The 12,757-nt window shown below is 67.7% G+C and carries 12 protein-coding genes; 4 read left to right on the top strand and 8 right to left on the bottom strand.

The window, feature by feature from the left end; genetic code table 11:
* From AAG801_RS17470 to AAG801_RS17435, 8 genes are all read right to left on the bottom strand, one after another.
* Positions 1–1,581 (bottom strand): DUF3300 domain-containing protein (locus AAG801_RS17470; RefSeq protein WP_341889490.1); only part of this gene is annotated, 1,581 nt, incomplete at its 3' end.
* Between the two features lie 155 nt (positions 1,582–1,736).
* Complete coding sequence (locus tag AAG801_RS17465) at positions 1,737–2,363, bottom strand: DUF3299 domain-containing protein (RefSeq protein WP_341889489.1); 627 nt, start codon at positions 2,361–2,363, stop codon at positions 1,737–1,739.
* Positions 2,364–2,365: 2 nt separating this feature from the next.
* Complete coding sequence (locus AAG801_RS17460) at positions 2,366–3,628, bottom strand: ABC transporter permease (RefSeq protein WP_341889488.1); 1,263 nt, start codon at positions 3,626–3,628, stop codon at positions 2,366–2,368.
* The gene (locus AAG801_RS17455; RefSeq protein WP_341889487.1) at positions 3,625–4,374 is read right to left on the bottom strand and encodes an ABC transporter ATP-binding protein; all 750 of its coding nucleotides are present in this window, start codon (positions 4,372–4,374) and stop codon (positions 3,625–3,627) included. Before AAG801_RS17455 ends, AAG801_RS17460 begins: the two co-directional genes overlap by 4 nt.
* Positions 4,375–4,378: 4 nt before the next feature.
* Entirely contained in the window at positions 4,379–4,978 is a 600-nt protein-coding gene (locus AAG801_RS17450) for a DUF2796 domain-containing protein (RefSeq protein WP_225616956.1), read from the bottom strand.
* On the bottom strand, positions 4,975–5,883 hold the full coding sequence (locus tag AAG801_RS17445; protein WP_341889486.1) for a sulfurtransferase: 909 nt from the start codon (positions 5,881–5,883) through the stop codon (positions 4,975–4,977). Before AAG801_RS17445 ends, AAG801_RS17450 begins: the two co-directional genes overlap by 4 nt.
* 53 nt (positions 5,884–5,936) lie before the next feature.
* Positions 5,937–6,869 (bottom strand): DMT family transporter, encoded by a 933-nt coding sequence (locus tag AAG801_RS17440; RefSeq protein WP_341889485.1) that lies wholly within the window; start codon positions 6,867–6,869, stop codon positions 5,937–5,939.
* A gap of 62 nt (positions 6,870–6,931) precedes the next feature.
* A complete protein-coding gene (locus AAG801_RS17435; protein ID WP_101492551.1) occupies positions 6,932–8,077 on the bottom strand; it encodes an aromatic ring-hydroxylating dioxygenase subunit alpha in 1,146 nt (381 codons plus the stop codon).
* Positions 8,078–8,347: 270 nt separating this feature from the next.
* Here AAG801_RS17435 and xseB point away from each other — a divergent pair, with 270 nt between their 5' ends.
* The 4 genes from xseB (at position 8,348) to dctP (ending at position 12,626) form a co-directional block, all read left to right on the top strand.
* Positions 8,348–8,614 carry an exodeoxyribonuclease VII small subunit gene (xseB, locus tag AAG801_RS17430; protein WP_062468817.1) on the top strand — a complete coding sequence of 89 codons (267 nt, stop codon included), beginning with the start codon at positions 8,348–8,350 and terminating at the stop codon, positions 8,612–8,614.
* Between the two features lie 11 nt (positions 8,615–8,625).
* Positions 8,626–9,546, top strand: coding sequence for a polyprenyl synthetase family protein (locus AAG801_RS17425; RefSeq protein ID WP_341889484.1), 921 nt, complete (start codon positions 8,626–8,628; stop codon positions 9,544–9,546).
* Positions 9,547–9,568: 22 nt separating this feature from the next.
* Complete coding sequence (gene dxs, locus AAG801_RS17420) at positions 9,569–11,413, top strand: 1-deoxy-D-xylulose-5-phosphate synthase (protein ID WP_101492549.1); 1,845 nt, start codon at positions 9,569–9,571, stop codon at positions 11,411–11,413.
* A gap of 130 nt (positions 11,414–11,543) precedes the next feature.
* Positions 11,544–12,626, top strand: a complete 1,083-nt coding sequence (gene dctP, locus AAG801_RS17415) for a TRAP transporter substrate-binding protein DctP (protein WP_101492548.1) — start codon at positions 11,544–11,546, stop codon at positions 12,624–12,626.
* Positions 12,627–12,757 lie beyond the last annotated feature (131 nt).

Here is a 12,757-nt window from a genome sequence, read left to right as displayed (position 1 = left end):
AGCCGCTTGCTGTTGCTGCATCTGCTGTCGACGGGTTGGGTCCTGCGGGTCCTGCCGTTGACGCAGTGCCTGTTCCTGCTGCGCTTGCTGCTGGCGGCGTGCCTGCTCCTGCTGCGCCTGTTGTTGGCGCTGCTGGGTCTGCGTGGCCTGCTGTTGCTGCATCTGCTGGCGACGGGCTTGCTCCTGCTGATCCTGGCGTTGCCGCAGTGCTTGTTCCTGTTGCGTCTGTTGCTGGCGGCGCGCCTGTTCCTGCTGGGCCTGCTGCTGCTGGCGCTGCTGGTTCTGGGCCGCTTGCTGTTGCATCTGCTGGCGTCGGGTCTGCTCTTGCTGGTCCGTGCGCTGGCGCAAGGCCTGCTCCTGCTGCGCCTGTTGTTGACGCCGTGCCTGCTCCTGTTGCACCTGCTGTTGTTCGCGCAACTGGTTTTGGGTCACCTGCTGTTGCATCAGCGCCTGTTGCTGCTGGGCGCGTGCCTGTTGTTGCAGCTGCTGCTGTTGTTGCTGCTGCGCGGCCTGCAATGCCGCCGCACCGGTCGGCGGGCCGCTGCGTTCGCTGCCGTAGTTGTTGTTGTAGACGTTGCGCACGTTGTTGACGACCGTGGTCGAACGCGAGACATACGTGCTGTTGTTGTAGACGACCGCAGGCCGATACGTGGGCGGGGGCGGTGCTGCGCGGTCGCGCCAGCGCGGCGTGCCCCAGTTCATGTTCCAGGCGTTCCAGCCCCAGCCGTGACGCTCGAGTCCCGAGCCGACGATCACACCGCTGCCGAAGGCGAGTGCGCCCACGGCGGCCACCTGGCCGCGGCTGTAGCCGGGCTCGACCACCACCGGCGGCGGTGCATAGGCATAGCCGGGGTAGACGGGCACGGGCATGTCGTACACCACCTGCGGGTCGTAGCGCGGCACGTACACCACGTCGGGCTGCACGGGCTCGATGGTGATGAATTCTTCTGGCGGCTCGATCACCAGGGGGCCCGCGTACATCGGCTGCATGTCAGGCGCGGGCGTGTAGTTGGACGGCGTCGCGGCGCGCGCCACGCGCAGCTTGTCGTTGTTCTTGAGGCGACCGGCCTTCGACGCGCGCTGGCGCATCACCTGGATCGCGTTCATCACGTCGGCCGGGTCGTTGTAGTAGGCCTTGCCCAGCGATTCGGTCCACGTGATGTTGCCGGCCATCTGGTCCATCACGGGCCGGAATGCGGTGAGCGACTTCACGCTCGGGTCCCACGGCTGCTGGTTGGCGGCGTCGGCGAGTGGGCCGGCCTTGAGCGTGCGGTTCTGTTGCAGCCAGTCGTGCGCTGCGGTGATCTGCTCGGGGTAGGTGGCGCCGGCCAGGACCTGCGCCACGAGCTTGTCGGGGTACAGCGCGATCGGCGCGACCAACTGGTAGAGCTGCTCGGCCGAGGGCGGCGTGTAGGCGGCTGGCACCGGCGCGGCGACGGGGGCTGGTGCCTGGGTGACCGGTGCTTCAGCGGCCGGAGGCGGTGTCGCAGGCTTGTCGCAGCCTGCAATGAACAGCGCTGCAACGCACAGCGAGGCCATGAGGCGACGCTGAAGCAGGGGGAGGCGGGGTGAGGGTGTCATCTGGCATGTCCTGAAGACGCCGGCATGGTGCCCGGAACTCCTTCAACGGCGGGCCAGCGCAGGCGATGACACAGCCTGCCCCTCGGATGCAACGGTCTGTGTCGGCGGTGCGCCGCCTGTGCTGTCGGCGCAGGACCACGAGACCCGGGAACGCGCTACTTGGCGCCGCCCGAATACTTGGTGACGCTGCTCGCCTTCACGTGATAACCGCTCACGCCCATCATCGAGTCGTTGCGCAGCGTCTGCAGCTTGCCGGTGACCCACACGGTGTCCATGGCGCGGAACTTGGCGCCCTTCTGCGGAATGACGTGCAGGATCTGGTTGGCCGGCGGCGGCGGCGTGTGGATGCAGGCGCCGAAGTAGGGCACGAGCAGGAACTCGGTGACCTCGCCCTTGGCCTCTTCGAGCGGCACGATGAAGCCGGGGATCTTCACTTCCACGCCGTTGAGCGCGGGGTTGGTGGGCGCGTTGTTCGACACCTCCTGCATCTTCATGAGCAGCTCGTTGGCGCGCGGGTCGCCGTCGTCGAGCGTGCTCAGGTCGATGCCCTTGAAGGCCTTGGCCGGGTCCCAGTCCTTGGGCACCAGCTCTTCCCAGCTGATCTGGCGCGGCTGGCCCGATGCGGCCTGCGGCGCGGCCGCGGCCGGCTTGCCGCCCAGCGGGTTGGTCGCGGTGGTGTCCTTCGGTGCGGGCTCGGCGGCCCAGGCGGCGGCTGCGAGGCCGGCGCTGGCCAGCAGCATCGACAGGGCGGTGAGCACGCGGGGAGTAGGGGTCTTCGTCATGGTCAGATTCTCGGAGAAAGGCCGTCGGCCAGCGACAGGCGATAGGCCCGGATGCCGGGCAGCAGGCTCGCGAGCCAGCCCGCGACCAGCAGGCTCGCCGTCAGCAGCCATTCGTTCAGTGTAGGTTCGGACAGGCTCAGTGTCAGGCCGAACTGCGCCTGCAGCCATGGCGAGAGCAGGGCGATGCCGAGCACTGCCATGGTCACGCCCAGCAGCACGCCGAGCACGGTGACCAGTGCGCCTTCGAGTGCGAGCAGTGCCAGCACATGGCGCAGGCCCGCGCCCACGGCGCGCAGCACGGCGAGCTCGCGGCGGCGCTCGTTCAGGCCCGCCATCACCACCGACACCAGCCCCGCGAGGCTCACGAGCGCGACCAGTGCCGACATCAGCAGCAGCGCGTTCTCGCCGATGCCGATCACGCTCCACAGCTCGTCGAGTGCCACGCCGGGCAGGATGGCCATGAGCGGTTCGCCGGTGTAGGTGGAAATCCAGCGCTGCACGCCGAACACGGCGGCACGGTTCTTCAGGCCCACGAGCGCGGCCGTCACGTTCTTGGGCGTGAGGTCGAACTTGCGCACCTGCTCGGCCGGAATCTTCACGCCCGGCATCGGCGCGCCGCCCACCCATTCGAGATGAATGGCTTCCATCGCCGCGAGGCCGATGTGCACGGTGCGGTCGACCGGCGTGCCGGTGCGCGCGAGCACGCCCACCACGGTGAAGGGCTTGTCGGCATGCTCGGCCACGTTGAGCTCGCCGCTGCCGTGCGCCAGCGTGATCTTCTGGCCCACGTGGTAACCCAGCTTGTCGGCCACCTCGGCGCCGACCACGGCGTCGAACAGCGCGTCGAAGGGCTTGCCTTCGCGCAGCTTCAAGGTCTGGCGGTCGCCGTAGCGGAAGTGCGAGAAGTACTCGGGCGTGGTCGCGAGCACCGAGAAGCCGCGGTGCGAATCGCCCAGCGACAGCGGCACCACCCAGTCGACACCGGGGTGCGCCTGCAGCGCCTGCACGCTCTTCCACGAGATGTTGTTGGTGGCCGCGCCGATGCGGAACACCGAGTACAGCAGCAGCTGCGTGGAGCCAGTGCGCGCGCCCACGATGAGATCGGTGCCCGAGACCGAGGACGCGAAGTTCTCGCGCAGCTCGGTGCGGATGCGCTCGACGCCGAGCAGCAAGAAGGTCGACAGCGCGATCGAGAACACCGTCAGCGCGAGCGTGAAGCGGCGGTTCCAGGCGCTGTGCCATGCGATAGAGAAGAGGGCCTTCATGCATCCACCGCCATCGCACTGCTCGCCGCACGGTTGATCTCAGGCAGCAGCACGTGCCGCGCGAAGCGTGGCGCGATGCGCTGGTCGTGGCTCACGAACACGAGTGCGCTGTGGTTCACGGCGCAGGCCGTGAGCAGCACGTCGAGAAAGGCTTCGCGCCGGTCTTCGTCGAGCGCGGACGTGGGCTCGTCGGCAATGACGACCTCGGGCTGGCCGATGAGTGCGCGCGCCGCAGCCACGCGCTGCTGCTGGCCGACTGAAAGCTGCAGCGCCTGACGCTTCCACAGGCCGCGGTCCAGACCCATCTGGTCGAGCAGGTGCTCGGCTTCGTCGCGTGAGCTGCCGTTGCGCGCGGCCTGCGCTTCGCGGCGCGCGGAGAAGCGGCAGGGCAGGAGCACGTTGTCGAGCACGCTCAAGTAAGGCAAGAGGTTGAATTGCTGGAAGATGTAGCCCACGTGCGCCACGCGGCTGCGGTCGCGCTGCGTGCCCGAGAGCTTCGACCAATCGTGGCCCAACAGCATGACGCGGCCTTCGTCGGCCACCAGCACGCCGGCCAGCAGCGACAGCAGCGTGCTCTTGCCGCAGCCGCTCGGGCCGTGCAGGAACACGGATTCACCCGCCGTGATGCGCAGGGCCTCGATGTCGATGCACGGTGTCTTCACGCCGGGCCAGGTGAAGCGCAGGGCTTCGGCGGCGAGCACGACGCGCAAGGGCGTGGTGGTGTCAGCCTGCGGGGCGGTGCTCACGCTGTCACTTGCCCAGCGTCAGGCGGGAAGGCTGCGCGGCCTGCGCGCCGCTCGGACGCTTCAGCTGGCGCTTGAACTGGCCTTGCGCGCTGGCGATCTGCACGTCGATCTGGCGCGCGCCCTTGAAGGCGGAGAACAGGTTCACGTCGATGAACTTCGCAGCGGCGGCCTGGGTGCAGTTGAAGGAGAAAGAGGCATCGAGGTCCGCGTGCCCGCTCGATTCGGCGGGGTCGGGGTTGCCCAGGCCGAGCGCGCCGGAGCGCAGGTCGACGGGGCCGAGCTTGCAGTTGGCCGCGGGGTCGATGGTGAAGAGCTTGTCGGCCGCGCGCAGCTGGGCAATGGCGGCCTCGACGGTCTTCTTCTCGGCGTCGGTCTTGGGCGCGCGTTCGAAGCCGACGATGTTGTCCAGCGGCGATTCCATGGCGATCACGATGGTGGGCCCGTCGATCGCCACGTCGAGCTTGAGCTGGCCGTGCACATGCGCGTGCTGTTGCTGGGCGTGCACAGGAAGGGTGGCGGCCGCGAGCAGCGCGGCGGCGGTCAGTGCGAAGCCGGAGGACATGCGTCGGAATCGGGTGTGCAGGGTCTGCAGGGTGTGCATCATGGTTCAGCGCCTTGCCGGGTCGGCAGCCCCGGCGTGTTGCTCCATTCGCTCCAGCTGCCGGCATAGAGCGCGGTCGTCCCGAGCCCCGCGATCTGCATCGCGAGCAGGTTGGGCACGGCGCTCACGCCGCTGCCGCACTGGTGGACGACGGTCGCCGCATCGCGCCCTGCAAGCAGTGCTTCGAACTCGGCGCGCAGTTGCGCGGCGGGCTTGAACTTGCCGTCGGGACCGATGTTGTCGGCGAAGGGCCGGTTCAGGGCCCCGGGGATGTGACCCGCGATCGGGTCCAGAGGTTCCACCTCGCCGCGATATCGTGCACCGGCCCGCGCGTCGATCAGCTGCTGGTCAGGTTGGCCGAGCCGACGCAACACGGTGTCGGTAGTCACAAGCTTCGCCAACGGCTCGCCCTGCACGAAGTTCGACTGGAAGCGCGCGGGCTCCTCGCGGTCGGTCACTTCGCCGCCCGCGGCCTGCCAGGCCTGCAGGCCGCCGTCGAGCACGGCCACGGCGTCGTGGCCCATCCACTTGAGCATCCACCACAGGCGCCCGCAGTAGTTGGCACCGTTGCGGTCGTACACCACGGCCTGCATCTCGTTGGAAAAACCCACCGACGACAGCCACGTCGCGAACTTCTCGCGGCTGGGCAGCGGGTGGCGCCCGCCCGAGGCGGGCACGCCGTCGTCCTGTGCGACCACCACATCGCCGTGCGCGCCGGGCAGACCATGTTTGGCGCTCAGGTCGGTGTCGAGGTTGGCGTACTGCGCGCCCGGGATGTGCGCGGCGGCATACAGCTGCGCGCCGGCTTCGGGCTTCATGAGGTCGAAGCTGCAGTCGAACACCATGAGGGGCGAGTCGCCCTCGCGCAGCTGCCTCAGTTGTTCGACGGAGATGAGGGTGGTGTACATGGCGAGAGCTCCTTCGAAAAAATGATCGGCGACAAGTGCCGTGGCTGCTGCGTTCAGTGTTCCTCGGCCGGCGCCTTCGGCACGGCCCGCTGCCGCAGCACGGTGGCTGCGATGCCGCTGGCGATGATCAGCGCCATGCCGCTCCAGCCGGTGGCGTCGATGCGGTCGTCGAACAGCACCACGCTGTAGAAGGCCGCGAACACGATGCCCGAATATTGCAGGTTGGCGACCACCAGTGTGCCCGCCTGGGTCTTTGCGGTGGCGTAGGCGCGGGTCATGCACAGCTGTCCGAGAGCCGCCAACAGGCCGATCGGCAGCAGCCACAGCGCATGCTGCCACGTCCACGAACTGCCGCCCGAAAACCCGGTCGCGGCCGTGGCGAAGGCGCCGGCCACGGCGGAGCCCACGGCAAAGTAGAAGACCGTGCGCAGCTCGGGCTCGCCGATGCGCGACAACGCCACCACCTGCATATAGGCAAAGGCGGCCGTGACGCCCGACAGCAGGCCCAGCATGCCCGCGAAACCGTCGCCGCCGCCCACCGTGGGCTTGAGCATGAGCACCACGCCGGCAAAGCCCGCGAGCACGGTCATCACCAGCGGGCCCTGCAGCGGCGGGCGCTCGATGCGGCCGTCGCGCCCGGGCACCGGCACCCAGGCCAGCAGCGCGCCGCCGACCAGGAAGGCCGCGACCCACACGCTGCTCATGTAGTTGAGCGTGACGGCGGTGGCCAGCGGCATGTGGGCAATGGCGTAGAACCATGCGCCCAGCGACACCACGCCGATGGTGCTGCGCCAGGCGTGCATGCCGGGGTATTTGGTGGCCAGCGAGGTGCCGCGGTTGCGCGCCAGCAGCCAGAGAAACACGATGCCGATGAGGCCGCGCCCCAGGACCATCTCACCGCTGTTGAACCATTCCGAAGCAATCTTCACGACCACGCTCATGGTGGCGAACAGAAAGGCCCCGAGCACCATCCACAGCGCTTGCATCGATTGATATCCAGATCAGAAAAAAGAAAGCCCCGGCGGGTGCGGGGCGAGAGAGGCGAGGATCAGACGGGTGGTTGCTGCATGGCGTTGCGGTACCACTCGTGGAACTGCTGCATGCCGTCTTCCATGGGGCTCTGGTAAGGGCCCGTTTCGTTGTCGCCGCGCAGCATGAGCGCGCGGCGGCCGGCGTCCATGCGCTCGGCGATCTCGTCGTCTTCCACGCAGGTTTCCATGTAGGCGGCCTGCTGGGCCTCGACGAACTCGCGCTCGAAGGCGACGATTTCTTCAGGGTAGAAGAACTCGACCATGTTGAGCGTCTTGGTCGGGCTCACCGGGTGCAGCGTCGACACCGTGAGCACGTGCGGGTACCACTCGATCATCACGTGCGGGTAGTAGGTGAGCCAGATCGCGCCGTACTTCGGCGGCTTGCCGTCGCGGTACTTGAGCAACTGCTCCTGCCACTTCTGGTAGACCGGGCTGCCCGCGCGGCCCAGGCGGTTGGCCACGCCCACCGTCTGCACCGAGAACTCGGGCTTGAACTCCCAGCGCAGGTCGTCGCAGGTGACGAAGCTGCCCAGGCCGGGGTGGAACGGGCCGACGTGATAGTCCTCGAGGTAGACCTCGATGAAGGTCTTCCAGTTGTAGTTGCACTCGTGCAGTTCGACGCGGTCGAGCGCGTAGCCCGAGAAGTCGAGGTCGGCCTGCGGGCCCAGGCCCGCCATGTCGGCCGCCACGTCACGGCCGCTGCCGTCGGCGTTCTTCTCGAACAGAAGGCCGTTCCATTCGGTGAGCGGGTAGTTGTGCAGGTTCAGGCACGGGTCCTGGTCGAAATGCGGGGCACCGATCAGCGTGCCGGTGGTGCGCGCGTCTTTCGCGGCGTAGGTCCAGCGGTGCAGCGGGCAGACGATGTTGCCGCCGGTCTGGGTGTCGAGCTGGCCCCGGCCCTGCAGGATGAGGGCCTGGCGGTGGCGGCAGACGTTCGAGATGAGCTCCACGCCCTTGGGCGTGTGGACCAGCGCGCGGCCCTGGTGTTCTTGCGGCAGGGTGTGGAAGTCACCCGGCTCGGGCACGGCCAGTCGGTGCCCGACGTAGCGGGGCCCTCGCGCGAAAAGGTTCTGCATTTCGCGGGCGTACAAGGCCTCGTCGAAATACGCGGTAACTGGAAGTTGGCTCGCGGCCTGCTGCAGTTGAAGACTTAAATCAGACATGGAGGACCTGACCAAGCTCCCCACAGGGAGAAAAAAAGGAAAAAACGGAAGGCGCCGTCTGCATGGGTGACGGCCCGAAGAGGTGTGCCGGGCGACCGGCGGGGGAAGCGGGGATTGTACCCGGGGGGCACTTTTGCGCCCGAGGGGTTTTTGCCTCGCATCTCCGGGCGTCATACAGGGTGTTGCAAAGCTGCGCGCACGTGTGCACGCCGCCCGGCAGTCTGTTGCGCCCCCGCCCTAAAATGCTTCGTTTCATCCACGATTCGTTGCATGCCCAAGGTGCCTTCTCCTTCCACGACCAGCCCGGCGGCGACGCCCGACACCGGGCCGCTGCCCGCCAGCTACGAAGCCGGGCTTCAGGAACTGGAACAACTGGTTGCAGAACTCGAATCGGGCCAGCTGCCGCTGGACCAGCTGCTGGGCAGCTACCAGCGCGGCGCCGCATTGCTCGGCTTCTGCCGCGACAAACTGCAGGCGGTCGAAGACCAGATCAAGGTGCTCGACGCCGGCAGCCTCAAGCCCTGGACGGCCGAATGAGCGCCGTCCCGATGACCTCCACCACGACCACCGCCACCCCCTGGGACGCGAAGACGCTGGCCAACTGGGCCGAGCCCCACCTGGCCACGGTCGAAGCGGCGCTGTCGCGCTGGGTCGGCGTCGATGCGCCGGTGCTGCTGGGCGATGCCATGCGCTATGCCGTGCTCGATGGCGGCAAGCGGCTGCGGCCGCTGCTGGTGCTCGCGGCCAATGAAGCGGTCGGCGGCAACGCCCATGCCGCGCTGCGTGCGGCCTGCGCCACCGAACTCATCCACGCCTATTCGCTGGTGCACGACGACCTGCCGTGCATGGACAACGACGTGCTGCGCCGCGGCAAGCCCACGGTGCACGTGAAGTTCGGCGAAGCCGACGCGCTGCTCGCGGGCGACGCGCTGCAGGCGCTGGCCTTCGAACTGCTCGCGCCCGAGGGCGACGAGGTGCCCGCCGCGATGCAGGCCCTGCTGTGCCGCCTGCTGGCGCGCGCGGCCGGCAGCCAGGGCATGGCCGGCGGCCAGGCCATCGACCTCGCCAGCGTCGGCATCGCACTGAACGAAACCCAGCTGCGCGAAATGCACCGCCTGAAGACCGGCGCGCTGCTGCAGGGCAGCGTCGAGATGGGCGCCGCCTGCGGCACCGTGTCGCCGGCCGCCTTGGTGGCACTGCGCGACTACGGCGCCGCCATCGGCCTCGCGTTCCAGGTGGTCGACGACATCCTCGACGTCACGGCCGACTCGCACACCCTGGGCAAGACCGCCGGCAAGGATGCCGCGGCCGACAAGCCCACCTACGTGTCGCTGCTTGGCCTGGACGGCGCGCGCGCGCAGGCGAGCCAGCTGCTCGCCGACGCCATCGCCGCGCTGAACAAGAGCGGCTTGCCCGACACTGCCGCACTGCGCGCCCTGGCCCACATGGTGGTCGACCGCGACCGCTGAGAAGAAAAAAGAACCCACCTCCATGGCTCCGCTGCTTCCCACTCTCCACGACCCTTCGCCGATCCGCCAGTACGACCGGGCCCAGCTCAAGCAGCTGTCCGACGAGGTGCGCGCCTGTGTGCTCGACAACGTCTCGCGCACCGGCGGCCACCTGAGCTCCAACCTCGGCACGGTCGAGCTGACGGTGGCGCTGCACCATGTGTTCAACACGCCGCACGACCGGCTGGTGTGGGACGTGGGCCACCAGACCTACCCGCACAAGATCCTCACGGGCCGGCGCGAGCGCATGCCCACGCTGCGCCAGCTGGGCGGCATCTCGGGCTTTCCGCAGCGCAGCGAGAGCGAGTACGACACCTTCGGCACCGCCCACTCGTCGACCAGCATCTCGGCCGCGCTCGGCATGGCCATGGCCGCCAAGCAGAAGGGCGAGAAGCGCCATGCCGTGGCCATCATCGGCGACGGCGCGCTCACGGCCGGCATGGCCTTCGAGGCGCTCAACAACGCGGGCGTGTGCGACTGCAAGCTGCTGGTCATCCTGAACGACAACGACATGTCGATCAGCCCGCCGGTGGGCGCGCTCAACCGCTACCTCGCGCAGCTCATGAGCGGCAACTTCTACGCCGCAGCCAAGAATGTCGGCAAGAGCATGCTGCGCAACGCGCCGCCGCTGTTCGAGCTGGCCAAGCGCCTGGAGCAGCATGCCAAGGGCATGGTCGTGCCGGCCACGCTGTTCGAGCAGTTCGGCTTCAACTACGTCGGCCCGATCGACGGCCACGACATCGACTCGCTGGTGCCCACGCTCGAGAACCTCAAGCACCTGGACGGCCCGCAGTTCCTGCATGTCGTCACGAAAAAAGGGCAGGGCTACAAGCTCGCCGAAGCCGACCCGGTGGCCTACCACGGCCCGGGCAAGTTCGATCCGCAGGTGGGGCTGGTCAAGTCGACCACGGCGGCCAAGCAGACCTTCACGCAGGTCTTCGGCCAGTGGCTGTGCGACACGGCCGCGCACGACGGCCGCCTCGTGGGCATCACGCCCGCGATGCGCGAAGGCTCGGGGCTCGTGGAGTTCGAGAAGCGCTTCCCCGACCGCTACTACGACGTCGGCATTGCCGAGCAGCACGCGGTCACGTTCGCGGCGGGCCTGGCCTGCGAGGGCCTGAAGCCCGTGGTCGCGATCTACTCGACCTTCCTGCAGCGCGCCTACGACCAGCTGATCCACGACGTGGCGATCCAGAACCTGCCGGTGGTGTTCGCGCTCGACCGCGCGGGCCTGGTGGGTGCCGACGGCGCGACGCACGCGGGCGCCTACGACATCCCGTTCCTGCGCTGCATTCCCAACATGAGCATCGCCTGCCCGGCCGACGAGCGCGAGTGCCGCCAGCTGCTGACGAGCGCCTACGAGCAGAGCCATCCGGTGGCCGTGCGCTACCCGCGCGGCGCGGGTGCCGGCACCACGCCGAACCTCACGCTCGACGCATTGCCTTTCGGCAAGGGCGAGGTTCGCCGCGAAGGCCAGCGCATCGCCATCCTCGCGTTCGGCACCTTGCTGTATCCGGCGCTCACGGCGGCCGAGTCGCTCGACGCCACCGTGGTCAACATGCGCTGGGCCAAGCCGCTGGACGTCGAACTGCTGCTGCAGGTCGCGGGCACGCACGACGCGCTCGTCACGCTCGAAGAGGGCGCCATCATGGGCGGCGCGGGCAGTGCGGTGGTGGAGGCCCTGCAGGCCGCCGGCGTTCAGAAGCCGGTGCTGCAGCTGGGCCTGCCCGACCGCTTCATCGAGCACGGCGATCCGGCCAAGCTGCTCGCATCGATCGGTCTCGATGCCGACGGCATTGCTGCCGCGATCAAGAAACGCTTCGTTTGACAAGGGGTCGCAGGGTAAACCCCCGCCGACCGCCTGTAAGCGCGTTTTTACAATCAAAAGGACTCACAAAAGTCCCTGACGCGGTCACAAGCCGCGTTTTGTTTTTTCCAAAGCACTCGGAGTGAATTCAATGGATCGTCGTTCCCTCATCAAAAACGCGGGCATCGCCGGCGTTTTGGCCGCTGGCATCGCCCCTGCCGTCCATGCGCAGGCCGCGGTTCGCTGGCGCCTGGCCTCGAGCTTCCCCCGCTCCCTGGACACCATCTTCGGCAGCGCTGAAACGCTCTCGAAGACGGTCAAGGCCCTGTCCGGCGGCAAGTTCGAAATCTCGGTCCACCCCGCCGGCGAGCTGATGCCCGCATTCGGCGTGGTCGATGCCCTGCAGGCCGACACGCTCGAAATGGCGCAATCCGCCGCCTACTACTTCACCGGCAAGGACCCGATCTTCGCGTTCAGCTGCGCCGTTCCCTTCGGCCTCACGGCCCGCCAGAACGACTCGTGGAAAGAGTACGGCAACGGCCGCAAGCTGCTCGACGCGTTCTTCGCGCAGTACAACTTCCGCACCGCCAGCGCCGGCAACACCGGCACGCAGATGGGCGGCTGGTACCGCAAGGAAATCAAGACCGTCGAAGACCTCAAGGGCCTGAAGATGCGCATGGGCGGCGGCGTGTTCGGCGAGGCCATGGCCAAGCTGGGCGTGGTGTCGCAGAACATGCCTGCCGGCGACGTGTACCAGTCGCTCGAAAAGGGCACGCTGGACGCCGCTGAATTCGTCGGCCCGCACGACGACGAAAAGCTGGGCTTCAACAAGGTCGCCCCGTTCTACTACTACCCCGGCTGGTGGGAAGGCGGCGCCGACCTCGAGTTCTTCATCAACAACAAGGCTTTTGCCAAGCTGTCGGACGAGAACAAGGCCATCCTCGACGCTGCGACCAAGGTTGCCGCACGCGACATGACCGCCAAGTACGACGCCTACAACCCCGTGGCGCTGAAGCGCCTCGTGGCTGCCAAGACGCAACTCAAGGCCTTCCCGAAGGCCGTGATGGACGCCGGCTTCAAGGCCTCGATGGAAGTGTTCGCGCTGCACGAAGGCAAGTCGCCTGAGTTCAAGAAGATCCACCAGGACATGCGCGCCTTCCAGCGCGACCAGATCCTGTGGAACCGCTTCTCGGAGTACCCGTTCAACCAGTACATGAACTCGGTCAAGATCTGACGATCTGCTGAGGCTTCATCGAAAGGCCGGTCTGCGCAAGCAGGCCGGCCTTTTTCTTTGGCGTGCGCTGTTCTCACTGATTTCGTGCGGGCATGAAAAAAGCCCCCGGGGTCGGGGGCTTTGGCTTGAGA

This window comes from Variovorax sp. YR752 (assembly GCF_943372545.1).
This window is presented reverse-complemented; position numbering and strand designations above follow the sequence as displayed.